The sequence below is a fragment of the Caballeronia sp. ATUFL_M2_KS44 genome, from assembly GCF_023630965.1.
GTDB classification, from domain to species: domain Bacteria; phylum Pseudomonadota; class Gammaproteobacteria; order Burkholderiales; family Burkholderiaceae; genus Caballeronia; species Caballeronia concitans.
The window spans coordinates 231,728-257,564 of record NZ_JALQEA010000028.1 but is presented as its reverse complement, the minus strand read 5'-3'; the positions used below and the strand labels follow the sequence as shown (position 1 = coordinate 257,564).

Here is a 25,837-nt window from a genome sequence, read left to right as displayed (position 1 = left end):
TAAACGGGACAAGCCGGCGACGCCGTCTCGGCGGCCAAAAGTTGTTCCGGGTTAACGGCGCGGCGCGAACATGTTTACCGCGCGGTTCTTCCGCGTGCAGGTCGTTGATTCGTAGCGGTAAACGCCGGTTGTCCACAGATGCGGCCGCGCCTTGTTAACTACTACTACGTTTATATACAGTAAACCTGTAAACACCTGAAGGCGAAGCCATCGGAAGCGGATCATCGAAGTCCCGGCCGGTCAGCCTTTCCGCATGGACGGAACTTCGCAGTCGCTTTTACTTCATAAGAATCATGAGGTTGCTGTTCGGTCGCCGAGAGCGCGGTGTGGCACAATCGCGCTTCTTCCTGCGTCGCGCCGGTCAACGGCGGACGCTTCAATGGAACGATGCTTGCGAATCGACAATCCGATCATCAAGCCGCAAGGTCGTTTACTGAGTCCGGCCAGCGTTTGCGCCGAAGCATCGCAGATGCTTATCCAAGAGTAGAGATGCGAGCAAGTCCGTATCTGGAGCCGGACGCGTCGAAAGGCTTGCACGGCTCGTCCGTGACGCCGTGTTCGGTCGATTTCGTTTCGCCTGAATGAATAACTGAAGCAACGCTCAATCGACGGGTCGCGCATCGACGCCGCCCGCGAGTCTCGCTGTGACGAGCGAACTCATGCGATCGGGCGTGTCCTCTGCTGCAGCAACGAAGGAGAAGCCCCCAAGATGAATTCGGCATTTTCATTTCTGCCCGCGTGGCCGCTCGAACCCGACGCCATTCTCTGGGCCGGTCTCGCGCTCGTCACGGCGGGTCTCGCCGGAGAACTGCTGTGGCGCGCGTGGCGGCTGCCGCGCATCACGGGCTATGCGGTGATCGGGCTGATCGCGGGCAACGCCGGCCTCGGCGTGATCGACGCCAGCGCGGGCGGCCTGTCGCGTCCGCTGCTCGATGTCGCGCTCGGGCTTCTGCTATTCGAACTCGGCGGACGGCTGGATCTGCGCTGGATCCGCCGCAATCCTTATCTGATTTTGTCGAGCATCGCGGAATCGACGCTGACGTTCGGCCTCGTGCTCATCGCGCTGATGCTCGTGAAGGTGCCGACGATGCCGTCCATCGTCATCGCCGCGATCGCGATGGCGACGTCGCCCGCGATGGTCATCCAGCTCAAGACCGAACTGCGCGCGGAAGGCCAGGTCACGCAACGCCTGATGACGCTCACCGCGCTGAACAGCATGTACGCGGTGATCGTCGAAAAGCTCGCGGCGGGCGTGCTGCATCAGGAGATCTACGGCAACACGTTCGCGACGATTCTCCAGCCGCTCTATTTGCTGATCGGTTCGCTCGTGCTCGCGTTCCTGCTGGCACGCGCATGCAACCTGCTTTATCGTCGTCTGAATGCGAATGATGAGCATTCCTTCGTTGCTTTGTTCGGCCTCGTGCTGCTGGCGATCGCGGTCGCGCACATCTTCAAGCTCTCGACGATTCTCGCGCTGCTCGCGGCGGGGATCATCGTGAAGAACGCCGACGAGCGGCCGCAGTTGTGGCCGTCGCATTTCGGATCGGCGGGATGGCTTCTGACCGTCATCCTGTTCGCGCTCACGCTCACGTCGTTCCATTGGCGCGATATCGCGCTCGGCGGCGTCGCGGCGCTCGGGCTGATCGTCGCGCGCGTGATCGGCAAACTCGTCGGCGTGCTGATGTTCGCCAAGCCAAGCGGACTCAACTGGAAGCAGGGCGCGGCGCTGGGCGTCGCGCTCACGCCGATGTCGGCGCTTGCCTATCTGCTCGTCGACGACATGTACGTGCTTTATCCCGACTACGACCCGACCTTGCGCGCGATCGTCATGTGTTCGATCGTCGTGCTTCAGATCGCGACGCCGTTCGTGGTCTACCGTAGTTTGTCGGCGGTCGGCGAGCGCCGCGAATAGGCGCGCGCCGGCGCTCATGCATTGATCAACAAGAGGCGTCATGGCACTAGAACCATTCATCGACTCCGAGCCGTTCACGTTCGGCGTGGAGCTGGAGATCCAGGTCGTCAATACGCACGACTACGATCTGACACGCGCCGCATCCGACCTGATGCGGCTCATCAAGGACGAAAAGATTCCGGGCAACATCACGCCCGAAATCACCGAAAGCATGATCGAGCTTTCCACCGGCATCTGCACGACGCACGAGCAGGCCGTCACCGATCTGCGCACGATCCGCGATACGCTCGTCGCCGCGGCGGATCAACTGAACGTGGGACTCGCGGGCGGCGGCACGCACGCGTTCCAGCAATGGAGCGACCGCCAGATCTACGATGCGCCGCGTTTCCAGTACATCTCCGAGCTGTACGGCTATCTCGCCAAGCAGTTCACGGTGTTCGGGCAGCACGTGCATATCGGCTGTCCGAATCCGAATAGCGCGCTGTTCCTGCTGCACGCCATGTCGCGCTACATCCCGCATTTCATCGCGCTGTCGGCTTCGTCGCCTTACATTCAGGGCGTCGACACGGGCTTTCACTCGGCGCGGCTCAACTCGGTGTTCGCGTTTCCGCTGTCCGGGCGCGCGCCGTTCGTGCTGACGTGGGACAGCTTCGAGGAGTATTTCTCGAAGATGGTCCACACGGGCGTCGTCAACAGCATGAAGGACTTCTACTGGGACATCCGGCCGAAGCCGGGTTTCGGCACGATAGAAGTCCGCGTGATGGACACGCCGCTTTCCGTCGATCGCGCCGCGGCCATCGCGTGCTACATCCAGACGCTGTCGCGCTATTTGCTGCTCGACAAGCCGCTCATGCCGCAGGAAGACGACTACCTCGTCTATACGTTCAACCGGTTCGAGGCGTGCCGCTTCGGGCTGGAAGGCACGTGCGTCCATCCGCAGACGGGCGAGCGGCATACCATCGGCGAAGACATTCTCGCGACCATCGACGTGCTCGCGCCGCACGCCGAAGCGCTCGGTTCGCAGGCCGCGCTCGCGCAGGTGGCGGACATTGCACGCGGCGGCATCAACGATGCAACCTGGCTGCGCGGCGTGTTCGACAAGGAAAAGTCCCTGCATGAAGCCGTCCGGCAGCAATGTCTGCAGTGGCGCGCGTGAGGCGTTAAACGCGCTGAAAGCATGAGGAGTCGAAAGACCGCTTCCGAACATCGAAGCGGTCTTTTTGTTTTCCGGGCCGCGCGACGTGTCTGTATGAAACGCGTGCATGTCGGTCGATGGAATAACTTCGCGTCGTCATCGTTTGGAGGGAAAGCGGAACGGCATCCTTAAGGTTTGCATTCAGCGTCCGTATACCTGAGTAATACTCGGTAACGAAAAAGATCGATTGCCGCAGGTGAGTCCGCAGCCGAGTCACGAGACGCGCCGATCAACCTTTGTCGATCGATGTCCGCCGCCGTGCAAAGCGGCGCGACCGGAAAGGTGGCCTTGCGCACGATGTGGCCGTTATGAAAACCTCACTCACAACGAAATAAGGCGGTTTTCCACGGGTTATCCACAGTTTTGCGTGGATAATTAAGGTGTACGTTTGGTCTCAGTCGCTTAGAATGGCGACTTTCGCGACGGCGGGTTATAGTCGGCGAATGAGCGCCACGGCTGCACACAAGAAGGCGCAAAACGAAGAGGGTTGCAATGTCCCCATTAGGCACAGCGAATTGGCTTTGTACGCCTGAATTTTGAGACGGCGGGGACCACGAACCGGGAGGCATCCCGACGAACGGGAAACGTGAATCGGGGCGGGCTTTCGGGACGAGGGGTTCGCGGTTTCATGCGAACATGCCGTCGAAACCTATAAAGCGGAAAACAAGCGAAATATTATGAGTGAAGGCGTTTACGGAGAGCAGGCGACGGGGCGGGTGACCCACGGCCTGCTGAGGCTGAGCACCGCGATGCGCAGCCAGGCATGGGAGTGGGCGGAAGGAGCGGGGCTCACGCCGACTCAAGGTGAAATCCTGGTGCTGCTGATGCAGCGTAAGGGGCCGATGCGACTGGGCGAGATCGCGCGCGAAACCGCGCTGACCGCCGCGACGACGAGCGATGCCGTGAGCACGCTCGAAGGCAAGGGGCTCGTCGAAAAGCGCCGCGCGCTGGACGATGGCCGCGCCCTGGCGGTCCGTCTGACCGCACGCGGCCGCACCGCCGCGAAGAAGGCGCTGCAATGGCCGGACTTCCTCTCGAAGGCGGTCGGCACGCTGCGCGAAGAGGAGCAGGCGTCGCTGTATCGCTCGCTGCTCAAGACCATTCGCCAGCTCGAGACGCAGCAGCAGATTCCGGCGCATCGCATGTGCCTTTCGTGCTCGCATCTCGAAGTCAGCAAGAATCCGAAGAAGGTCCCGCACCATTGCGCGCTCCTTCAGATCGACATGGCCGACACGGATCTCCGTCTCGACTGTTCGGTATACGAAGAAGGCGATCTCACTCAGCAAAAGAAGGTCTGGAAGATCTTCGCGCAGATCGCCTGAGATCGATAAGGCCGCCGGCTTTGGCGGCGTCGGTGGCATTCCGCGCTGTGGGGCGTCGGCGAGTCGGTTAGACTGTGCCGTCGCGCCTCGCAGCGAGGCGCGGCTCGTCCCTCGTTTGTGTTCCGAGCCACGCGTCGATTTCTGGAAGCGCCGATGAAACATGAAGTCCTGGCGATTCGCCACGTCCATTTCGAAGATCTCGGCAGTCTGGAACTGGTCCTCGGCGACCGCGGCCACCTCGTGCGTTATCTCGATGTCGGGCGCGGACGCATCGCGGCGCCCAATCCGCTGGATCCGTCGTTGCTCGTCGTGCTCGGCGGGCCGATCGGCGCTTACGAAGACGCGCAGTATCCCCATCTCGCTCCGCTGCTGTCGATGCTCGAAAAACGCATCGCGGCGGGGCTTCCCACGCTCGGCATCTGTCTCGGCTCGCAACTGATCGCGCGGGCGCTCGGCGCGCGCGTGTATTCGTCGGGCGCGCTCGAACTCGGCTGGTCGCCGCTTGCGTTGACCGAAGCGGGGCGCGCGTCGCCGCTCAATCATCTCGGTTCGGTGCCCGTCTTTCACTGGCACGGCGACACGTTCGATCTGCCCGAAGGCGCGACGCTGCTCGCATCGACAGAAGCGTGCGCGCATCAGGCGTTCTCGTGGGGCGGGCACGTGCTCGCGCTGCAATGTCATGCCGAAGTGCTGACGGACCGCTTCGAGAACTGGCTGATCACGTATCCCGGCGATATCGCGCAAAGCGGCGCGACCGTCGCCGGATTGCGCGAGGCCACCGCGCGCCACGGCGCCGCGCTCGAAACCGCCGCCCGCGCGATGTTCGGCGAATGGCTCGACCGCTTTCCGGGCGCGCCGCGTCCCGCCTGAGCAGCCGGCGCTGCACGAAGAAAAGTGCGGTGCTATTCTCGACCGCTTCCTTCTTCGCGATGAGCTTAAGACATGAGCGCGCTCTTCACTCCCGCGACCCTTCGCGGTCTGCAAGTTCCGAATCGCATCGTCGTTTCGCCGATGTGCCAGTACTCCGCCGAACGCGGCGAGGCCCAGGCGTGGCACATGATCCATCTCGGCCATCTGGCGCTGTCCGGCGCGGGCATGCTGTGCATCGAGGCGACGGCGGTCGAGCCTGACGGACGCATCACGCCCGGCGATCTCGGCCTCTGGGACGACGCGACCGAAGCGGCGCTGCGTCCGGTGCTCGCCGCGATCCGCCAGCACTCGAACATCGCGGTGACGATGCAGCTCGCGCATGCGGGCCGCAAGGCATCGAGCCACACGCCGTGGGAAGGCGGCCAGCTCATTTCCGTCGCGGATGGCGGCTGGATGACGCACGCGCCATCTGCGATCGCGCACAAGCCCGATGAAACGCCGCCGCTCGCGCTCGATACCGCAGGCCTTCTGCGCGTGAAGGAAGCGTTCGTGGCGTCGGCGAGGCGCGCGGCGCGCCTCGGTATCGACGCGCTCGAAATTCACGCGGCGCACGGTTACTTGCTGCATCAGTTCCTCTCGCCGATCGCGAATCAGCGCACCGACGAATACGGCGGTTCGCGCGAGAACCGCATGCGCTATCCGCTCGACATCTTCGATGCCGTGCGCGCCGCGTTTCCCGGCGACAAGCCCGTCGGCGTGCGCGTTTCGGCGACGGATTGGGTCGAAGCCGGATGGGGCATCGAAGACACGATCGCGTTCGCGTCGGAGTTGAAGAAGCGAGGCGTCGACTGGATCGACGTGTCGTCGGGCGGCGTATCGCCACAACAGAAGATTCCGCTCGAACCCGGCTATCAGGTGCCGTTCGCGAAGGCGGTCAAGGAAGCGACGGGCGTGACGACCATTGCCGTCGGGCTGATCACGGAGGCTGCGCACGCGGAAGAGATCGTCGCGAGCGGGCAGGCCGATTTCATCGCGATGGCGCGCGCCATGCTCTACGATCCGCGCTGGCCGTGGCACGCGGCCGCCGAACTCGGCGCGACCGTCAGCGCGCCGCCGCAGTACTGGCGTTCGCAGCCGCGCGAGCAGAAGCATCTGTTCGGCGACATCTCGTTCGGGCAGCGTTGATTCGACACAGTTGAGCAGCGAGCGCGCGGGAGTGTACGATACCGTCGATACCGTTGAACGCGGTGCCTTCATGGCCACCGCGTTTTTTTATGCCCGCGTCCGCGCGCGCATGACGTCCCCACCGATTCGTTTTTAAGGATTCGTTCGATGAGTTCACGCAAGGTCACCGTTCGCCGCTCGGGCGTGCATGGCAAGGGCGTGTTTGCCGTGAAGCCGATTGCCGCGGGCGACAAGGTGATGGAATACAAGGGCGAACGCATTTCGTGGAAGGAAGCGCTGCGCCGTCATCCGCACAATCCGGACGAACCGAATCACACCTTCTACTTCGCGCTCGACGACGGCCGCGTGATCGACGGCAAGATCGACGGCAACAGCGCGAAGTACATCAATCATTCGTGCGCGCCGAACTGCGAGGCCGAGGAAGTGGAAGGGCGCGTGTTCATTCACGCGCTGCGCGACATCGACCCCGATGAAGAGCTGAATTACGACTACGGGCTCGTGATCGAAGGGCGGATCACCAAGAAGCTCAAGAAGGAATACGAGTGCCGCTGCGGCGCGAAGAAGTGCCGCGGCACCATGCTCGCGCTCAAAAAGAAATAAGCGCTCCGCTTACTTCTCGGAATCCGTGGCGCGGGCGTCGGCTTGCGCCTTCAGCGGTATCCGCACGATGAAGCGCGCGCCGCCTTCGGGCGCGTCTTCGTAATGCACGCTGCCGCCGTGCAGCACGACGATGTCATGCACGATCGCGAGTCCCAGTCCCGCGCCGCCTTCCACGCTCTGGCCGTCGCCCCGGAAGAAGCGCTTGAAGAGATCGGGCTGCTGGTCGGGCGGCACGCCGGGACCGTTGTCCTCGATCACCACTTCGCCGAATCGCGCGCCCTGCGCATCTTGCGGATCGCGCCAGTCGCCGACCGTCAGCGTGATGCGCGCGCCTTCGTAACGCGCGGGCGGCACGTACTTGAGCGCGTTGTCGATGAGATTCGCCAGCACTTCGCGCACGAGCACGACATTGCCGCGCACGATCATCGGATGCTCGTTTTCCGGATCGTCGGTGCGCTGAAAGCCCAGATCGACCCGCGCCGCCAGCGCGCGCGGCACCCATTCCGCGCCGGTTTCGAACGCGAGCGCGGCGAGATCGAAGTCCGTGAAGCGCGCGGCCTGTTCGCCCGGCTCGGCGCGCGCGAGCGACAACAACTGATTCGACAGCCGCACCGCCCGGTCCGCCGATGCGCGCAATTCCTTCACCGCTTCGACGGCCTTCGCGGGATCGCGTGAACTGAGCGCCTGCTCCGCGTGCAGCTTCACGGCGGTGAGCGGCGTGCGCAACTGATGCGCGGCATCGGCGATGAACTTGCGCTGCGCATCCAGCGCCGCTTGCAGACGCACGAGCAGGCCGTTCATCGCGCTCGTGAGCGGGCGGATTTCGCTCGGCACATGCGATTCGTCGACCGGCTCCAGCGAGCTATGCGTCTGGCGATTCAGCGCGTCGGCGAGATCGGTGAGCGGGTTCAACTGCTGATTCACGACGCGCCACACGATCACCCAGCCGGCGAGCAGCAGAAGCAGCAGCGGCATCATGATCGCGATCAGAAACTCCACCGCGATGCGATAGCGCGACCCCACGCGCTGCGCCACCTCGACGACGATCGGATTGCCGGTCTGCTGCGGCACGCGCACCTGCGCGGCGCGCACGCTCGTGCCCTGGTAATGCGTCTCGAAGACGTACGCGTAATGAATGCGCCGCACGGCCGTGCCGGTGAGCGGCAAATCGGAGTCGCCGGCGATTTCCTCGTCGCCCGTGCTGATGCGGTAGACGAGCTGCTCGACGGGATCGGAGAACATCGCCTGGGCGAGCGGCGGAACGGTGACGGGGGCATCGACGCCCGCGAGCTGGATTTGCTTCGAGATGGCGGTGGCGAGATCGGCGAGCGAGCGGTCGACCACGTGCTGCGTGTACTGCCACGCGAGCCAGTACGCCATGAGACCGCTCATCAGCGCAAGCAGCGAGAGCGGCGCGGCAAGACGGCGCAACAACGTGCGCCGCAGGCTCGGCGGCGCAGGAGGTTGGGTGGGCGTCGATCGCGCCAGATCGAGCCAGTCTTCGCGGGCGAAACGCTGATCGCCCGCGCGCCGGGTGGGAAGTCGCAAAGCGTTTTACGGCAACGACGCGCGATGCATCACGCCGCCTGCCGGATCTCCTGAAGCAGATAACCGAAGCCGCGCACCGTCACGATTTCCACACGCGTGTTTTCGAGTTTCTTGCGCACGCGATGCACATACACTTCGATGGCCGTATCGCCGAGATCGCCGCCGAAATGCGTCAGGTGATCCTGCAACTGCGCCTTGCTCACCACGCGGCCGTGACGCAAAAGCAGCATTTCCAGCACCGCGAATTCGCGCGGCGAGAGTTCGAGCGGGCGTTCGTCGTTGAAGATGCGGCGATCGACGCCCGACAGGCGCAAGCCGCCCAGCGTGACTTCGGGGCGCGGCACGTCGCCGTGCGGACCGCTGCGGCGCATCACCGCGCGGATACGCGCTTCGAGTTCCTGCGGCTCGAACGGCTTGAGCATGTAGTCGTCGGCGCCGCTGTTGAGGCCTTGCACGCGGTCGTGCAGTTCGTCGCGCGCGGTGAGGATGATGACCGGCGTGTGGCGATTGCCTTGCCGGAAGCGCGAAAGCAGCGTCATGCCGTCGATGCCGGGCAGGCCCAGATCCAGGATGACGAGTTCGTGGCGGTTCTGCGCGAGCGCCTGCTCGGCGAAGATGCCGTCGTGAACCATGTCGACGGTGAAGCCCGATTGCTCGAGGCTGCTTTGAATGCCGCGCGCGATGGGGCGGTCGTCTTCGATCAGGAGGATTCGCATGAAGTCGCTCAGTACAAAGGGTTGAATGCGATCCGGCGCGCAGGCCGCGCGAGGCGGCGGCGGCAGCGCGGGGTCGGCCGGATCAAAACCGTTACATGCGGCGCCGCGCGGGTGACATCGAAATAATTCGCTGCCGATTGTACCGCTTCGGGCGCGCACGCCGACCAGCGCGCCAGCAGGCGGTATCTTGCACCGTTCGCGGAGTTTACGAGCGGTTGAAAATCCGCCTTCATCACTGAAAGATACGCCGCGAATCGGCTTACGTGCGCATTTTGATCTGCTTCCAAACAGCCTTTTTCGGGCGCGTTTTCGGCGGCGACCGCTTTCGCAGGTGTCACGATTCGTAATACGTCCGTTACCTTGTTGGGCGATGTAAGCAAGTATTAATATGCGCGCGCAAGTGCGCTTGAGTGCGCCGGGATGATGATCCATGCCCCGCCGATGCGCTAAAGTCGCATTTCCCTGGGACTTCGCGCGAATTCGCCTCATGCTGGAACTCGATCATTTCGACCTTGCCCTGCTCGACGTCCTGCAGCGTTTCGGGCGCGCCACGCATCAGCAGCTTGGGGAGCAGGTGCCGCTATCGCCGTCGCAAATCGGGCGACGCCTGCAGCGCCTGGAAGCGACGGGCGTGATCGAAGGTTATCGCGTGGTGTTGCGGCCGGAGAAGCTCGGCCTCGGCGTGACGGCGTTCACGAGCCTGAAGCTCAAGCATCATGGCGATTCGGTCATCGAGCAGTTCCAGCAGCAAATCGACGCGCTGCCGGAAGTGCTCGAATGCCATGCGACCGTCGGCGATGCGGATTACCTGCTGCGCATCGTCGCGCCGGACCTGAACGCGCTGTCCGGTTTCGTGATGAAGAAGCTGATGCGCGTGCCGGGCGTGGATAGCGTGCGCTCGAACATCGTGCTGACGACGTTCAAGCGCAACGGCCCGCTGCCGCTCGCTCACCTTTCCGGCGACGCCGCCTGAGGCGCGGGATTCAGCAAATCGACGTACGCGACCGGCACGAGGTCCGCTTGCGCGACGCCCAGCCGCGCGAACATGTCGTGCGCTTCCTGTTCGCCGCCGGCTTCGTCGTCGTCCTGGCCGAGCAGCACTTCCAGCTCGACGAAATCGCCTAGTCCGTCCACGCGATCCAGATGAATGCGCGTGCGCCCGACCAGATAAACATGCCGCTCCTTCGAAACGATGCCGCGCGTCGTGAGCGCCTGCGCGAGCAGCGTGTGCATGGCTTCGGCGTTCGTCACGGGGCTGCGCGAGTAGTAGGAGACTTTCGGGCCATCGCGGTCGTCGCGTTGATAGAAGATGAGTTCGGGCGGCGTGCCGTCGTCGAACTGGCGCAGCTTGAGACGGCCGGTGGGCACGTCGTAGAAGAAATCCTGTTGGCGAAAGACGAGGGGCGCATCGGTGGCGAGGGCGGCTGCGCGCTCGCGCAACTGGTCGAACTGATGCGCGCGCGCCTTGATTTCGATGTTGCGTGCCATGGAAAGGTCTCCGTTGGTGGGCTGATTCCGAGCGTACCAAGCATACCGTGACCCGTGCGTTACACGGACCATTGGGCGTCGATGAGTTTGAGCGCGGCGGCGATGGCCGGTTCTTCGCGACGTTCGGCGAGCGTGACGAAGGAGAGTTGTGTCGGCACGGTGACGCCATCGACGATGGTGAGCGCGTGGGCGTGCGCCTGGGCGAGCGCGATGGAATCCCGCGCGAGCGAGAGCCCGACGCCGGATTTCACGAGATCGAGCATGGACGGTTCCTGATCGACTTCCGCGACGATGACGGGCGTGGCGCCGGCTTCGCGGAACACGCGCGAGAGCAGCCGGTTGTGGGCGGATTCGGGCGGCGTCCAGATCCAGGGCAGCTTGGCGAGTGTGGCCCAGTAGCGTTTGCCTTTGTTGACGCGGTTGTGCCATCCGGCGGGCGCGAGCACGCGATACAGGAATGGCGTGAGCCGGACGACGTGAAAGCGGTCGCCGTCGCGCGTGCCGTCGATGGTGGGATCGCCGATGTAGTAGCCGACGTCGAGATCGCGGGCGCGGACGCGTTCGATGACCCATCCGGACATGCCGTGCCGCAGTGCGGTTTCGATGCGCGGATACGTTTCGACGAACTGCCGGAGAAATCCGCCGAGCCGCAGAAATTCCGGATCGAGAATAGTGCCGATGCGAAGTGTCCCGGAGAGTTCGTGCCGCAGTGCGGCAGCGGCGCGCTTGACGTCGGCGGCGGCGGCGAGTGCGCGTTCGGCGTGGGGGAGGAGCGCTTCGCCGTCGCGAGTGAGGAGGAGTCCGTGGGAGGTTCGGGTGAAGAGGACGACCCCGAGCATTTCCTGGAGGTTCTTGATTTGGAGACTGACGGCGGGCTGCGTGAGATGGAGTTGTGCAGCGGCGCGCGTGAGATTGCCTTCGCGGGCGACGGTGAGAAAGGCGCGCAGGAGGGTGTAGTCCATGCGTGATATTAGCGCGACTTATAAAGCGTTTGAACGAATCTGATTGGATTAAGACGGCGACTTAGCACTAGTCTAAGAAGACTAAGACGACCAAGAAGACTAAGAAGAAGGACGAATAGACCGAACGCCCGCGAAGCGGGGGGCGGAGCAATTTGGTGCTGTGCCAGAAAGTGAGAAGGTGCGATGAGCCAGTGGCTATTCGCACCAAGCCGGGTGGGACTGATGAGGGCGACACTTAGGCGAGTGCCAAGGCAAGCGTCAAGAATGGGCGAGCAAGGGCGTGCTGCGGGCGAAAGAGAGCTGCTTTCTTTGGTTACTTTCTTTGCAGCAGCAAAGAAAGTGACCCCCGCCCCGGGGAGGGGCGCACTAATAGACCGACACGAAAAGCCGCAAGAGAGAGAGAGAAAAAAAGGCAAAAACAGACAGGAGACAGAGATGAAACAGACAGCAAGGAAAGAAGAGGGCACATACGACTACATAGTGATAGGCGCGGGCACGGCGGGCTGCGTGCTGGCGAACCGCCTGACGGAGGATCCGAACACGAACGTGTTGCTGCTGGAAGCCGGCGGCAAGGACGATTACCACTGGATCCACATCCCGGTGGGATATTTGTACTGCATAGGCAACCCGCGCACCGACTGGCTGTACAAGACGCAAAAAGAACCCGGCCTGAACAACCGATCGCTCTCCTACCCGAGAGGAAAAGTGCTAGGAGGATGCTCGTCGATCAACGGCATGATCTACATGCGCGGCCAGCGCGAGGACTACGACGATTGGGCGCACATCACGGGCGATTCGAACTGGTCGTGGGACTCGGTCCTGCCGATCTTCAAGCGCAGCGAAGACCATCACGGCGGTGAGAACGAATGGCACGGCGCGGGCGGCGAATGGCGCGTGGAAAAACAGCGTCTGAAGTGGAAGATCCTTGAAACCTTCGCGCAGGCCGCGCAACAAACCGGCATCCCCGCGACCGACGACTTCAATCGCGGCGACAACACGGGCGTCGGCTATTTCGATGTGAACCAGCGCGGCGGCATCCGATGGAACGCGGCCAAAGCGTTCCTGCGCGAAGCGATGAAGCGCCCGAATCTGACGACGATCACCGGCGCGCATACGCAAAGGCTCGTGTTCGAAGGCGCACGTTGCGTGGGCGTGGAATATCGCGGCGGCGATACCGATTTCATCGCGAGGGCGCGATGCGAAGTCGTGCTGAGCGCGGGCGCGGTGAATTCACCGCAGATTCTCGAACTATCGGGCATCGGCAATGGCGCGCGGCTGCAGCGGCTCGGCATCGATGTCGTGCATCATCTGCGCGGCGTCGGCGAAAATCTGCAGGACCACTTGCAACTGCGCATGGCGTACAAGGTGAACGGCGCGCGCACGCTCAACACGTTGTCCGCGCGCTGGTGGGGCAAGCTCTTCATCGGCATGCAATACGCGCTCATGCGAAGCGGCCCGATGTCGATGGCGCCGTCGCAGCTCGGCGTGTTCGCGAAGTCTAATCCTGACGATGCATCCAGCAAGCGCGCCGATGTCGAATACCACGTTCAGCCTTTGTCGCTCGAACGCTTTGGCGAACCGCTGCATCCGTTCAACGCGTTCACTGCATCGGTGTGCAATCTGCGGCCGACGTCGCGCGGCAGCGTGCATATCGAATCGCCGGATGCGCATGCCGCGCCGTTGATCGCGCCGAATTATCTTTCGACGGACCGCGATCGCGAAATCGCCGTGAACTCGCTGCGTCTCACGCGACGCATCGTGAGCGCGCCGGCGCTGGCGCGTCATGCGCCCGAAGAGATCTTGCCGGGCATTCAGTTCCAGACGCAGGAAGAACTCGTCGAAGCAGCGGGCAATATCGGCACGACGATCTTTCATCCGGTCGGCACGTGCCGCATGGGCGCGGACAACGATCCGGCGGCGGTCGTCGATAGCCGCTTGCGCGTGATCGGCGTGCGCGGATTGCGCGTGGTGGATGCATCGGTGATGCCGGTCATCACATCGGGCAACACGAATTCGCCGACGCTGATGATCGCCGAGCGCGCGAGCCAGATGATCCGCGAAGACCGCGACGCGCTTCATACACACGAAGTGATCGCATCCGCGCTTGCGTGAATGTGACGAGCACGAGCACGCGGCGTGCCCCGATCGCGTGCATCGACGGCTACTTTGCGTGCCGCGTGAGTTAGTGCAAATCCCAATGATTGCGCTGCATCATTGGCGCGACAATGGCCCCGAATCAAAGTGATGCTCGGCTTACCTCGTGTCCGCTTTGTGCAGCACGCAATGCACATAGAGTCGCAGCACGAAGCGACGCCGCGCCGGAATGGAGACAACGTTCGGGCGCGCGCGGAAAGAACAATAAGGCGCAGGCGAATTCATCGTTTAGCGCCTCACTTCGCATGGAAGGGGACATGATTCTCGGCGATACCATTCTGGAAACGCGAGGGCTCACGAAAGAATTCAAGGGCTTCACGGCCGTGAATGGCGTGAACCTGCGCGTGCGCCGTGGCTCGATCCATGCGCTGATCGGCCCGAACGGCGCGGGCAAGACCACGTGCTTCAACCTGCTCACCAAGTTTCTCGAACCCACGGCGGGCCAGATCGTCTTCAACGGTACCGATATCACGCGCGAACGTCCCGCCCATATCGCGCGACGCGGCATCATCCGTTCGTTTCAGATTTCCGCCGTGTTTCCGCATTTGAGCGTGATGCAGAACGTGCGTATCGGCTTGCAGCGGCAACTCGGCACGTCGTTTCAGTTCTGGCGCAGCGAACGTTCGCTCGACGCCCTGAACGATCGCGCGATGGACCTGCTCACGCAAGTCGGCCTCACCGATTTCGCCGATACCAAAACCGTCGAGCTGTCATACGGACGCAAGCGCGCGCTCGAAATCGCGACGACGCTTTCGATGGAACCCGAACTCATGCTGCTCGACGAACCGACGCAAGGCATGGGCCACGAAGATGTCGATCGCGTGACGGCGCTCATCAAGAAAGTATCGGCGGGGCGCACGATCCTGATGGTCGAACACAACATGAACGTGATCGCCGGCATCTCCGACACCATCACCGTGCTTCAGCGCGGCGAAGTGCTCGCGGAAGGCAACTACGCGGAAGTGTCGAAGAATCCGCTGGTGATGGAAGCCTACATGGGCAGCGCCGACGCGGCGCTCACCGGAGCGCACGCATGAGTACGATCGTGGAAGAGCGCCGCTCGCGCGAGGCGAACGGCGCGGCGGGCAATGCGCCCGCGCTGGAAATCGCGGGATTGCAGGCGTGGTACGGGGAATCGCACATCCTGCATGGCGTCGATCTGAAGGTGAATCGCGGCGAAGTCGTCACGCTGCTCGGCCGCAACGGCGCCGGACGCACGACCACGTTGCGCGCGATCATGGGCCTCACCGGGCGGCGCACGGGTTCCATTCGCGTGAGCGGACGCGAGACCATCGGGTTGCCGACGCACAAGATCGCGCACTTCGGCGTCGGCTATTGCCCGGAAGAGCGCGGCATCTTTTCGAGCCTGTCGTGCGAAGAGAATCTGCTGCTGCCGCCGCTCGTCGGCAATCCGAAGGAAGCGATGCCGCTCGACGAGTTGTACGCCATGTTCCCGAACCTGCAGGAACGGCGCGCGAGCCAGGGCACGCGTCTTTCGGGCGGCGAACAGCAGATGCTCGCCGTCGCGCGCATTCTGCGCACGGGCGCCAATCTTCTCCTGCTCGATGAAATCTCGGAGGGCCTCGCGCCCGTCATCGTGCAGACACTCGCGCGCATGATCCTCATGCTCAAGGCGCGCGGCTACACCATCGTGATGGTCGAACAGAATTTTCGATTCGCGGCGCCGCTCGCGGACCGCTTCTATGTGATGGAGCACGGGAACATCGTCGAGCATTTCGGTGCGGGGGAACTCGAAGCGAAGATGCCGGTGCTGCACGAACTGCTCGGCGTGTGATCGCCGGCAACGCGGCAAGGACTGCATCGCAGTAGGGCAGCAAGCACGACCAGTAACACGGCAAGAACCAAAACTCACGGAGACTGGAATGAAAAAGAAGACCCTCGCGCGCCTCTCTACTTTTTGTTTTGCGGCTGCGGCGGCGAGTGTGACGCTGATGAGCAGCGGCGCGCAGGCGGCCGATGCCAACAGCGTCAAGATCGGCTTCGTCACCGACTTGTCGGGCCTCTACGCCGACATCGACGGGCAAGGCGGCCTCGAAGCCATCCGCATGGCGATCGCCGATTTCGGCGGCAAGGTGAACGGCAAGCCGATCGAACTCGTGTACGCGGATCACCAGAACAAGGCGGATATCGCGGCATCGCGCGCGCGCGAGTGGATCGACCGTGACGGCGTGAACGTGATCATCGGCGGCACCAACTCGGCGACCGCGCTTTCCACCGCGCAAGTGTCGGCAGAAAAGAAGGTGCCGTACATCAACATCGGCGCGGGCGCGGACAACCTCACGAACGAGCAGTGCTCGCCGTACACCGTCCACTACGCCTACGACACGATGGCGCTCGCCAAAGGCACCGGTTCCGCGGTGACGAAGCAGGGCGGCAAGACGTGGTACTTCCTCACCGCCGACTACGCGTTCGGCAAGGCGCTGGAAAAGAACACGTCGGATGTCGTGAAGGCCAACGGCGGCCAGGTGCTGGGCGCGGTGCGTCATCCGCTGTCGGCGTCGGACTTCTCGTCGTTCCTGTTGCAGGCGCAAGGATCGAAGGCGCAAGTGCTCGGCTTGGCGAACGCGGGCGGCGACACCATCAACTCGATCAAGGCCGCGAAGGAATTCGGCATCACCAAGTCGATGAAGATCGCCGCGCTGCTCATCTTCCTGACGGACATCCACAGCCTCGGCCTCGAAACGACGCAAGGTCTCGTCGCGACGGATAGCTGGTACTGGAACAAGGACGACAAGACGCGCGAATGGGCGAAGCGCTACTTCGCGAAGATGAAGAAGATGCCGACGAGTCTTCAGGCCGCCGACTACTCCGCCGTCACGACGTATCTGAAGGCCGTGAAAGCGACGGGCAGCACGGACAGCGACAAGGTCATGGCCGAGATGAAGAAGACGAAGATCGACGACTTCTACGCGAAGGGCTACATCCGCCAGGACGGCGCGATGATTCACGACATGTACCTGATGGAAGTGAAGAAACCTTCGGAGTCCAAAGAACCGTGGGACTACTACAAGATCACGGCGACGATTCCGGGCGATCAGGCGTTCGGCACCAAGGCGGAATCGCGCTGCGCGGCCTGGAAGTAGGTTTTCGGTGAGCAGACGTGGCGGGCGGCTCGCGGGCCGCCCGTCGCCACAACGTTTCTGACGGCGGTTCAATGGAAATATTCGGCATCCCGCTCGCCGCGATGATGAGCCAGTTGCTGCTCGGGCTGGTGAACGGTTCGTTCTACGCGATCCTGAGTCTGGGACTCGCGGTGATCTTCGGCTTGCTCAACGTCATCAACTTCGCGCACGGCGCGCTCTTCATGCTGGGCGCAATGCTCGCGTGGATGGGCTACTCATACTTCAACGTCCCGTATTGGGCGATGCTTCTGCTCGCGCCCGTCATCGTGGGCTTGCTGGGCATGGTCATCGAACGATCGATGCTGCGCTGGCTCTACAAGCTCGATCATCTCTACGGCTTGCTGCTCACGTTCGGCCTCACGCTCGTGATCGAAGGCGTGTTCCGTTCCATCTACGGCTCGTCGGGGCAACCGTACGACGTGCCGTCGCTTTTGTCCGGCGCGACGAATCTCGGCTTCATGTTCCTGCCGAACTATCGCGCATGGGTGGTCGTGGCGTCGCTCATCGTCTGCTTCGCGACGTGGTTCGTCATCGAAAAGACGCGCATCGGCGCTTATCTGCGCGCGGGCACGGAGAACCCGAAGCTCGTCGAGGCATTCGGCGTCAACGTGCCGCTGATGATCACGCTGACCTACGGCTTCGGCGTCGCGCTCGCGGCGTTCGCGGGCGTGCTGGCCGCGCCGGTCATCCAGGTCTCGCCGCTGATGGGGCAGTCGATGATCATCACCGTGTTCGCGGTCGTGGTGATCGGCGGGATGGGATCGATCATGGGCTCGATCCTCACGGGCCTGCTGCTCGGCGTGATCGAAGGCTTCACGCGCGTGTTCTATCCGGAAGCGTCCGCGACGGTCGTCTTCGTCATCATGGCGCTCGTGCTGCTCGTGCGTCCGGCAGGGCTCTTCGGCAAGGAAAAATGATGCAGAGAAAAGCGCTTTACGGCCTGTTGCTGATCGGTCTCCTGATCGCGCCGTTCGCGGGCGTGTACCCGGTCTTCATGATGAAGGTGCTGTGCTTCGCGCTGTTCGCGGCGGCGTTCAACCTGCTGATCGGCTATACGGGGCTGCTCTCCTTCGGGCACGCGATGTTCCTCGCGAGCGCCGGCTACACGACCGGTCATGCGATCCAGACGCTCGGTTTCACGCCCGAACTCGGCGTGATCGCCGGCACGGTGGTGGCGACGCTGCTCGGCGTGGTCGTCGGGCTGCTCGCGATCCGGCGTCAAGGCATCTACTTCGCGATGGTCACGCTCGCGCTCGCGCAGATGGTCTACTTCGTGTTCCTGCAGGCGCCGTTCACACACGGCGAGGACGGCCTGCAGGGCGTGCCGCGCGGCAAGCTGTTCGGCATCTTGAGCTTGAGCAGCGACATCACGCTGTACTACATCGTGCTCGTGGTGATGCTGCTGGCGTTCGCGCTGATCGTGCGCATCGTGCATTCGCCGTTCGGGCAGGTGCTGATCGCGATCAAGGAGAACGAGCCGCGCGCGGTATCGCTCGGCTATGACACGGCGCGCTACAAGCTGCTCGCGTTCGTGCTGTCGGCGGGGCTCGCGGGTCTCGCGGGCGCGACGAAGACGCTCGTGCTCGGCTTCGAAACGCTCGGCGACGCCTACTGGACGATGTCCGGCCTCGTCGTGCTGATGACGCTCGTCGGCGGTATGAGCACGATGTTCGGGCCGCTGCTCGGCGCGGCGATCATCGTGGCGTTGGAAGACCGGCTGGGCGATATCGGCACGAGCATCGCGAATCTCACGGGCGTCGAGTGGTTCCAGTCGCTCGGCGAATCGGTGACGATCGTGACCGGCGTGATTTTCATCGCGTGCGTGCTGGCGTTCCGGCGCGGGATCGTCGGGGAAATCGTGGCGCGCGTGAGACCGTTGCAGGGATAACGCGATTTAATTGGAAATCCGAACGAATGGCATGCATCGGAAAGCGCATGGTTGACGGCGCAAAATGCGCCCATTTAAGGTGCTTGCATGCACCACTAGGGTAAATGCTAGGTTGTCGTGTTATGGTCACGACATTAATATCCTTCCTAGTTCTGTTGCACCCGAATTTTGAGGTGGAGAACGAGGAGACATGAGGCACAAAGTGCCCAAATCGAAAGCGCTGTTGGATGACTCCAACAGCGCTTTTTTATTTGCCCGCCGATAATACGTTCGCCGCTCAAGCGATTTAACAGACAGATAATGCGGGCGAGCTTTTCAAGCCATCGCGTCACGTGCGCCAAGCCTCACGCGGCGGGGCGCAAGCCCTTCAAAACGCTTGCTGCGCGGCGCTTGCGTCCGCTAAACTGCATTTCCCGACCCGCTGGTCGGCGATTCGCGACATAAAATCCGCGGGCGTTCAAGCATGACTTCTTCCTGGCATTACTTCAATTCGAACTGACGATTCACGGGGTGCAAATCAATGAAGTGGGCGTTACGCGGTAAAGCGGTCGCTATGGCCGTTGCGGGATTAACGGCGGTTATGAGCACGCAGGTTCGGGCGGACGTGAAAATAGGCGTGACGGTTTCGGCGACAGGCCCGGCCGCATCGCTCGGCATTCCGGAGAAGAACACCATCGCGTTATTGCCGAAGGAAGTGGCGGGGCAAAAGGTGCAATACATCGTGCTCGACGACGCCACCGATTCCACGCAAGCCGTCAAGAATGCGCGCAAGCTCACGAGCGAAGATCACGTCGATGCGCTCATCGGTTCGACCGTCGTTCCGAATTCCCTCGCGATGATCGACATCGCTGCCGAAACCACCACGCCGATGATCTCGATGGCCGCGGCCGCCAGCATCGTCGAACCGATGGACAGCAAGCGCGCGTGGGTCTTCAAGACGCCGCAGAACGACATCCTCATGGCGACGGCCATCGCGCAGCACATGGCGAATCACGGCGTGAAGACGGTCGCGTTCATCGGCTTCGCGGATGCGTACGGCGAGAGCTGGTTCAAGGAGTTCTCGAAGGCGGCGGATCTGGCGAAGCTGAAGGTCGTCGCGAACGAGCGCTTCGCGCGCAACGACGCGTCGGTGACGGGCCAGGTGCTGAAGATGGTGTCGCAGAACGCGGACGCGGTGCTGATCGCGGGCGCGGGCACGCCGGCCGCGCTGCCGCAGAAGACGCTCAAGGAGCGCGGCTACAAGGGCAAGATCTATCAGACGCACGGCGTCGCCAATAACGACTTCCTGCGCGTGTGCGGCAAGGATTGCGAAGGCACGTTCCTGCCGGCGGGACCGCTGCTGGTCGCCGAGCAGTTGCCCGACAGCAATCCCGTGAAGCCGGCCGCGCTCGCCTACAAGAAGGCATACGAAGGGGCGAACGGCGCGGGATCGGTCTCGACGTTCGGCGGTCACGCGTGGGACGCGGGCCTCATTCTCCAACGCGCGATTCCCATCGCGTTGAAGAAGGGCCAGCCGGGCACGCCGGCTTTCCGCGAGGCGTTGCGCGCGGCCATCGAAGAGACGAAGAACCTGCCCGCGTCGCACGGCATCTTCAACATGAGCGCGAACGATCACTCCGGACTCGATCAGCGAGCGCGCGTGATGGTGGAGATCGTCGGCGGCAAGTGGAAGTTGTCGGCTAACTGAACGTCGATATGTGAATCGATCCGGACATCAAAGGCGCGTTGCAACGAACGCGCCTTTTTTGTTGTGCAGAAGTGGAAAGAAGAGGGCGCAAAGCCCCGCGCATTGGCTTGGGCATCGCGCGGTAATGGTCAGGGAAAACGAGCCTTGGCATGGTGTAACGCGGTAAATAGATTGAGTGCGCCTCAAGTCGGGCGCATGGATAAAAACTCGCAGCAGCGCACCGCAAGGGTGCCTGACAGCAAAACGAGCACAGTCGCGTTTGGAGACGAGCAATGAAAACGAAGAAAGCATGGGTTGGCAGGAGCATCGCGTTCGCACTCGCGGGCAGCGCGATTTTCGGCACGGGCGCCGCGTTCGCGCAGGTGAAGATCGGCGTGACGTTGTCGGCGACGGGTCCGGCGGCATCGCTCGGGATTCCCGAGAAAAATACCGTCGCGCTGCTGCCGAAGGAGATGGGCGGCAAGTCGGTGCAATACATCGTGCTCGATGACGGTTCCGACACGAGCCGCGCCGTGCAAAACACGCGCAAGCTGATCGACGAGGATCATGTCGACGCGATCATCGGCTCGACGGTCACGCCGAATTCGCTCGCGATGATCGATCCGGCATCCAGCGCGAAGACGCCGATGATCTCGATGGCCGCATCCGCCGCGATCATCGCGCCGATGGACGCGAAAAAGGCGTGGGTCTTCAAGACGCCGCAGAACGACGCGCTCATGGCCGACGCCATCGCCGGTTACATGGAGAAGCACGGCGTGAAGACGGTGGGCTTCATCGGCTTCGCGGATGCCTACGGCGACGGCTGGTACAACGTGTTCAACACGGCGGCCGCGGCGCACAAGCTGAAGATCGTCACGAACGAACGCTATAACCGCACGGACACGTCCGTCACGGGCCAGGTGCTGAAGACGATGGGCGCGAACCCGGACGCGGTGCTGATCGCGGGCGCGGGCACGCCGTCCGCGCTGCCGGCGAAGGCGCTGAAGGAGCGCGGCTACAAGGGCAAGGTCTATCAGACGCACGGTGTCGCGAACAACGACTTCCTGCGCGTGTGCGGCAAGGACTGCGAAGGCGAAATCCTGCCGGCGGGTCCGGTGCTCGTCACCGAGCAACTGCCGGACAGCAATCCGGTGAAGAAGTCGTCGGCGGCGTACAAGGACGCGTACGAGAAGGCCAACGGCGCGGGATCGCTGTCGACGTTCGGCGGCCACGCGTGGGATGCCGGTCAGATGCTCGAGCGTGCCATCCCCGAGGCGCTGAAGAAAGCGCAGCCGGGCACGCCCGAGTTCCGCGAAGCGCTGCGCGCCGCGCTCGAGAACCTGAAGGACTTGCCGGTCGCGCACGGCATCATGAACACCACGACGAACGATCACAACGGCTTCGACAATCGCGCACGCGTGATGGTGCAGATCGTCGACGGCAAGTGGAAGCTGCTGAACGACTAAGCCGTGCGAGGCGTGGCCGTGTGTGAGCGTGCTCGCCTCCAATTTTCAAGATAGGGAAGCGGCGCGCCGATGGTGCGCCGCTTTCCCATGTTCCACGGGCTTTCGCGGCCCTTCAGGTTTTTCAGGAAGCTCAAAGAGGAAGTATGGACTTATCGATTGCGGCGATTCTCGCGCAAGACGGGATCACGACGGGAGCGATCTACGCCTTGCTCGCGCTCGCCTTGGTGCTCGTGTTTTCCGTGACACGCGTCATTTTCATTCCGCAGGGGGAGTTCGTCGCGTATGGCGCGCTGACGCTGGCGGCGCTGCAAACGCAGAAGCTGCCCGCGACGTGCTTTCTGCTCATCGCGATGGGCGTGGGCTGCTTCGTCGCGGAAGTCGCATCGATCGTGCGGCATCCTGCGCGTTACCACCAGATCGGTCGCCTGCTCGCGGTGCTGGCCGGCAAGTATCTGCTGTTTCCCGTCGCCGTGTGGGGACTGACGCAATCCGTCTTCGCGCAGCCGTTGCCGATGATCGCGCAGATCGCGCTGACGCTGCTCATCGTCGTGCCGATGGGACCGTTCGTGTATCGGCTCGCGTATGAGCCGATCGCGGAGGCGAGCACGCTGCTGCTTCTGATCGTCGCGGTGGCCGTGCATTTCGCGATGGTCGGCCTCGGGCTCGTGATGTTCGGCGCGGAAGGATCGCGCACGACCGCGTTCTCGGACGCCAACTTCGATATCGGCGGCGTCTCGATTTCCGGGCAAAGCCTGTGGGTCGTCGGCACGGCCGTCGTGCTGATCGCGGCGCTGTACTTCTACTTCGACCGTTCGATCTCGGGCAAGGCGCTGCGCGCGACGTCGGTGAATCGGCTGGGCGCGCGGCTGGTCGGCATCGGAACGACGCAGGCGGGACGCCTCGCGTTCACGCTCGCGGCGGGCCTCGGCGCGTTGTGTGGCGTGCTCGTCGCGCCGATCACGACCATCTACTACGACTCGGGCTTTCTGATCGGCCTGAAGGGCTTCGTCGGCGCGATCGTCGGCGGGCTGGTGAGCTATCCGCTCGCGGCGGCCGGATCGCTGCTGGTCGGGCTGCTGGAGTCGTATTCGTCGTTCTGGGCGAGTGCATACAAGGAGGTCATCGTCTTCACGCTGATCATTCCGGTGCTGCTGTGGCGAAGCCTGGCGAGCCCGCATTCGGATGAAGACGAGGAGTAATCCGATGAAATTCCGACTTTTCTGGGTCTTCTTGCTGGTCGTATTCGCGTTGCCCGTGTTGCCGGGGCCGGTTGCGGTGCCGGAATATTGGATCACGCTGCTGAACTACATCGGCCTCTATTCGATCGTCGCGATCGGCCTCGTGCTGCTGACGGGCATCGGCGGCATGACGAGCTTCGGGCAGGCGGCGTTCGTCGGCGTCGGCGCCTACGCTACCGCGTTCCTCACGACGAGCTACGGCATCTCGCCGTGGCTCGCGCTGATCGCGGGCGTCGTGCTGACGGCGTTCATCGCGCTGCTGCTCGGACTCGTCACGATGCGGCTTTCAGGTCACTTTCTGCCGCTCGGGACCATCGCGTGGGGGCTGTCGCTGTTCTATCTGTTCGGAAACATGGAGATGCTCGGCAAGTACGACGGCATCAACGGCATTCCCGTGCTGAACGTGTTCGGCTGGCAGCTCGAATCGGGGCGCAGCATCTACTACCTGATCTGGGTCGTCGTGCTGCTGGCGGTGGTCTCTGTTCAGAATCTGCTTAATAGTCGACCGGGACGCGCGATCCGCGCGCTTCGCGGCGGCGGCATCATGGCGGAAGCGATGGGCGTCAACACCGCATGGATGCGCGTGGTGATCTTCATCTACGCGGCGGTCCTCGCGGCGATTTCCGGCTTCCTCTACGCGCATCTGCAGCGCGCGGTGAATCCGACGCCGTTCGGGCTGAATCACGGCATCGAATTCCTGTTCATGGCGGTGGTCGGCGGGGTGTCGCATGTTTGGGGTGCGATTCTCGGCGCGACGATCCTCACCGTCCTTCAGGACTATCTGCAGACGCTGCTTCCGAAGCTGATCGGCGCGAACGGCAATTTCGAGATCATCGTCTTCGGCGTCGTGATGGTGCTGCTGTTGCAGTACGCGCGGCAGGGCGTATGGCCGTTCGTCGCGCGACTGTTTCCGCGTGGTCCGCGCGCCCATGTGCCGGATCACGGCGAGCCGTTGCCGCAGCGCAGCAAACCGTCGGCGGGCGAGCCGCTGCTGGTCGTCGACAAGGCGCGAAAGCAGTTCGGCGGTCTCGTCGCCGTCAACGACGTGAGCTTCGATGTCAAAGCCGGCGAGATCATCGGCCTGATCGGTCCGAACGGCGCGGGCAAGTCGACGACGTTCAATCTGGTCACCGGCGTTCTTCAGGCGACGAGCGGTGCGATCACTTTTCACGGCGAACGCATCGAGAAACTGACGTCGCGGATGATCGTGAAGCGCGGCATCGGGCGGACGTTCCAGCACGTCAAGATGCTGCCGGGGATGAGCGTGCTGGAGAACGTGGCCATCGGCGCGCATTTGCGCGGGAATACGGGCGTGTGGCGCAGCATCGCGCGGCTCAACGCGGCTGAAGAAGCGCGGCTGATGGCGGAAGCGGCGAAGCAGATTACGCGCGTCGGCTTGGAAAAACACATGTACAGCGAGGCGGGCAGTCTCGCGCTCGGCCAGCAGCGCATTCTGGAGATTGCGCGCGCGCTCTGTTGCGATCCGACGCTGCTGCTTCTCGATGAGCCGGCGGCGGGTCTTCGTTATCAAGAGAAGCAGCAGCTCGCCGAGTTGCTGCGCAAGCTGCGCGCGGAAGGCATGAGCATTTTGCTCGTCGAGCACGACATGGATTTCGTGATGAATCTGACGGATCGGCTGGTCGTGATGGAGTTCGGAACGAAGATCGCGGAAGGCTTGCCGGAGGAAGTCCAGAAGGATCCGGCAGTGCTCGAAGCGTATTTGGGCGGGGTGGAATGATGAGCGGATCGATTCTGGAAGTAACCGGCTTGTCCGTGCGATACGGAAAGGTCGAGGCGTTGCACGACGCGAAGCTGAAGGTCGGCGCGGGACAAATCGTGTCGGTCATCGGGCCGAACGGCGCGGGCAAATCTACGCTGTTGAACGCGATCATGGGCGCACTGCCGCAAACGGGCCATGCGAAAGGAAGCGTTCGGTACTTGAGCGAGGACGTATCGGCGGTTGCGATCGAACGCCGTGTCGCACGTGGAATGTGTCTGGTGCCGGAGAAGCGCGAGCTTTTTGCATCGATGACCGTTGAGGACAATCTCGTGCTGGGGGCGTATCGGCGCAAGCGAGCCGGTGAGCGCAATTTCCTCGACCAGCTCGATCACGTCTTCGAACTTTTTCCGCGACTGAAGGAGCGTCGGAAGCAGGCGGCGGGGACGCTATCGGGCGGTGAACGGCAAATGCTGGCAGTGGGGCGTGCGCTGATGGGCAAGCCGCAGTTGCTCATGCTCGACGAGCCGAGTCTGGGACTCGCGCCGCTGATCGTGAAGGAAATCTTCCACATCATCAGTGCGCTCAGGCAGACGGGTGTGGCGACGCTGCTCATCGAGCAAAACGCCCGAGCGGCGTTGCAAATTTCCGACTACGGCTATGTGCTGGAAACCGGCGAATTTGCGCTCGAAGGCAAAGCGGACGAACTGCAGCACAATCCGCAGGTCATCGAAACCTATCTCGGCCTGGCTAAAAAGGCCGCTTAA

At 63.0% G+C, this 25,837-nt stretch carries 23 protein-coding genes; 18 read left to right on the top strand and 5 right to left on the bottom strand.

Annotated elements, in window-relative coordinates; translation table 11 throughout:
• The first annotated feature begins 709 nt into the window (after positions 1 to 709).
• The 6 genes from NCR39_RS13795 to NCR39_RS13770 all read left to right on the top strand — a co-directional run bounded on the left by NCR39_RS13795 (position 710) and on the right by NCR39_RS13770 (position 7,084).
• Positions 710 to 1,912, top strand: a complete 1,203-nt coding sequence (locus tag NCR39_RS13795) for a cation:proton antiporter (protein ID WP_250452666.1) — start codon at positions 710 to 712, stop codon at positions 1,910 to 1,912.
• Positions 1,913 to 1,952: 40 nt separating this feature from the next.
• Positions 1,953 to 3,068, top strand: coding sequence for a YbdK family carboxylate-amine ligase (locus tag NCR39_RS13790; protein ID WP_250452665.1), 1,116 nt, complete (start codon positions 1,953 to 1,955; stop codon positions 3,066 to 3,068).
• Between the two features lie 716 nt (positions 3,069 to 3,784).
• The gene (locus tag NCR39_RS13785; RefSeq protein ID WP_040052810.1) at positions 3,785 to 4,429 is read left to right on the top strand and encodes a MarR family winged helix-turn-helix transcriptional regulator; all 645 of its coding nucleotides are present in this window, start codon (positions 3,785 to 3,787) and stop codon (positions 4,427 to 4,429) included.
• Between the two features lie 153 nt (positions 4,430 to 4,582).
• Positions 4,583 to 5,299, top strand: coding sequence for a glutamine amidotransferase (locus tag NCR39_RS13780; protein WP_250452664.1), 717 nt, complete (start codon positions 4,583 to 4,585; stop codon positions 5,297 to 5,299).
• 72 nt (positions 5,300 to 5,371) lie between these two features.
• Positions 5,372 to 6,484 carry an NADH:flavin oxidoreductase/NADH oxidase gene (locus NCR39_RS13775; protein ID WP_250452663.1) on the top strand — a complete coding sequence of 371 codons (1,113 nt, stop codon included), beginning with the start codon at positions 5,372 to 5,374 and terminating at the stop codon, positions 6,482 to 6,484.
• A gap of 147 nt (positions 6,485 to 6,631) precedes the next feature.
• A complete protein-coding gene (locus NCR39_RS13770) occupies positions 6,632 to 7,084 on the top strand; it encodes an SET domain-containing protein (protein ID WP_040052813.1) in 453 nt (150 codons plus the stop codon).
• Between the two features lie 9 nt (positions 7,085 to 7,093).
• Here the strand turns inward: NCR39_RS13770 and NCR39_RS13765 are convergent, their stop codons facing one another.
• The 3 genes from NCR39_RS13765 to NCR39_RS13755 form a co-directional block, all read right to left on the bottom strand.
• A complete protein-coding gene (locus NCR39_RS13765) occupies positions 7,094 to 8,572 on the bottom strand; it encodes a sensor histidine kinase (protein ID WP_250452789.1) in 1,479 nt (492 codons plus the stop codon).
• A gap of 89 nt (positions 8,573 to 8,661) precedes the next feature.
• A complete protein-coding gene (locus tag NCR39_RS13760) occupies positions 8,662 to 9,348 on the bottom strand; it encodes a response regulator transcription factor (protein ID WP_035962098.1) in 687 nt (228 codons plus the stop codon).
• An 8-nt stretch (positions 9,349 to 9,356) separates the two neighbouring features.
• Entirely contained in the window at positions 9,357 to 9,686 is a 330-nt protein-coding gene (locus NCR39_RS13755) for a hypothetical protein (protein WP_250452662.1), read from the bottom strand.
• A 149-nt stretch (positions 9,687 to 9,835) separates the two neighbouring features.
• Here NCR39_RS13755 and NCR39_RS13750 point away from each other — a divergent pair, with 149 nt between their 5' ends.
• Positions 9,836 to 10,321 (top strand): Lrp/AsnC family transcriptional regulator, encoded by a 486-nt coding sequence (locus NCR39_RS13750; RefSeq protein WP_250452661.1) that lies wholly within the window; start codon positions 9,836 to 9,838, stop codon positions 10,319 to 10,321.
• Here the strand turns inward: NCR39_RS13750 and NCR39_RS13745 are convergent.
• Complete coding sequence (locus NCR39_RS13745) at positions 10,297 to 10,836, bottom strand: class IV adenylate cyclase (RefSeq protein WP_250452660.1); 540 nt, start codon at positions 10,834 to 10,836, stop codon at positions 10,297 to 10,299. The two genes, NCR39_RS13750 and NCR39_RS13745, sit on opposite strands and share 25 nt — an antisense overlap.
• A 59-nt stretch (positions 10,837 to 10,895) precedes the next feature.
• Positions 10,896 to 11,798, bottom strand: coding sequence for a LysR family transcriptional regulator (locus NCR39_RS13740; RefSeq protein ID WP_250452659.1), 903 nt, complete (start codon positions 11,796 to 11,798; stop codon positions 10,896 to 10,898).
• Between the two features lie 435 nt (positions 11,799 to 12,233).
• Between NCR39_RS13740 and NCR39_RS13735 the strand changes: the two genes are divergently transcribed.
• The 11 genes from NCR39_RS13735 to NCR39_RS13685 all read left to right on the top strand — a co-directional run bounded on the left by NCR39_RS13735 (position 12,234) and on the right by NCR39_RS13685 (position 25,837).
• Complete coding sequence (locus NCR39_RS13735) at positions 12,234 to 13,910, top strand: GMC family oxidoreductase (protein WP_250452658.1); 1,677 nt, start codon at positions 12,234 to 12,236, stop codon at positions 13,908 to 13,910.
• A gap of 299 nt (positions 13,911 to 14,209) precedes the next feature.
• Positions 14,210 to 14,989: an ABC transporter ATP-binding protein gene (locus tag NCR39_RS13730; protein ID WP_250452657.1), complete on the top strand. Its 780-nt coding sequence runs from the start codon at positions 14,210 to 14,212 to the stop codon at positions 14,987 to 14,989.
• The gene (locus tag NCR39_RS13725; protein ID WP_250452656.1) at positions 14,986 to 15,747 is read left to right on the top strand and encodes an ABC transporter ATP-binding protein; all 762 of its coding nucleotides are present in this window, start codon (positions 14,986 to 14,988) and stop codon (positions 15,745 to 15,747) included. The genes NCR39_RS13730 and NCR39_RS13725 overlap by 4 nt, the downstream gene beginning before the upstream one ends.
• An 88-nt stretch (positions 15,748 to 15,835) precedes the next feature.
• Positions 15,836 to 17,056: an ABC transporter substrate-binding protein gene (locus tag NCR39_RS13720; protein ID WP_250452655.1), complete on the top strand. Its 1,221-nt coding sequence runs from the start codon at positions 15,836 to 15,838 to the stop codon at positions 17,054 to 17,056.
• A gap of 71 nt (positions 17,057 to 17,127) precedes the next feature.
• Entirely contained in the window at positions 17,128 to 18,012 is an 885-nt protein-coding gene (locus NCR39_RS13715; protein WP_250452654.1) for a branched-chain amino acid ABC transporter permease, read from the top strand.
• A complete protein-coding gene (locus NCR39_RS13710; RefSeq protein WP_250452788.1) occupies positions 18,012 to 18,983 on the top strand; it encodes a branched-chain amino acid ABC transporter permease in 972 nt (323 codons plus the stop codon). Before NCR39_RS13715 ends, NCR39_RS13710 begins: the two co-directional genes overlap by 1 nt.
• Positions 18,984 to 19,503: 520 nt before the next feature.
• The gene (locus NCR39_RS13705) at positions 19,504 to 20,670 is read left to right on the top strand and encodes an ABC transporter substrate-binding protein (RefSeq protein ID WP_040052821.1); all 1,167 of its coding nucleotides are present in this window, start codon (positions 19,504 to 19,506) and stop codon (positions 20,668 to 20,670) included.
• Between the two features lie 272 nt (positions 20,671 to 20,942).
• Positions 20,943 to 22,115: an ABC transporter substrate-binding protein gene (locus tag NCR39_RS13700; RefSeq protein WP_250452653.1), complete on the top strand. Its 1,173-nt coding sequence runs from the start codon at positions 20,943 to 20,945 to the stop codon at positions 22,113 to 22,115.
• 143 nt (positions 22,116 to 22,258) lie between these two features.
• A complete protein-coding gene (locus NCR39_RS13695; RefSeq protein WP_250452652.1) occupies positions 22,259 to 23,314 on the top strand; it encodes a branched-chain amino acid ABC transporter permease in 1,056 nt (351 codons plus the stop codon).
• A gap of 4 nt (positions 23,315 to 23,318) precedes the next feature.
• Positions 23,319 to 25,091 carry a branched-chain amino acid ABC transporter ATP-binding protein/permease gene (locus NCR39_RS13690; RefSeq protein ID WP_502800211.1) on the top strand — a complete coding sequence of 591 codons (1,773 nt, stop codon included), beginning with the start codon at positions 23,319 to 23,321 and terminating at the stop codon, positions 25,089 to 25,091.
• Positions 25,091 to 25,837, top strand: coding sequence for an ABC transporter ATP-binding protein (locus NCR39_RS13685; protein WP_502800214.1), 747 nt, complete (start codon positions 25,091 to 25,093; stop codon positions 25,835 to 25,837). The genes NCR39_RS13690 and NCR39_RS13685 overlap by 1 nt, the downstream gene beginning before the upstream one ends.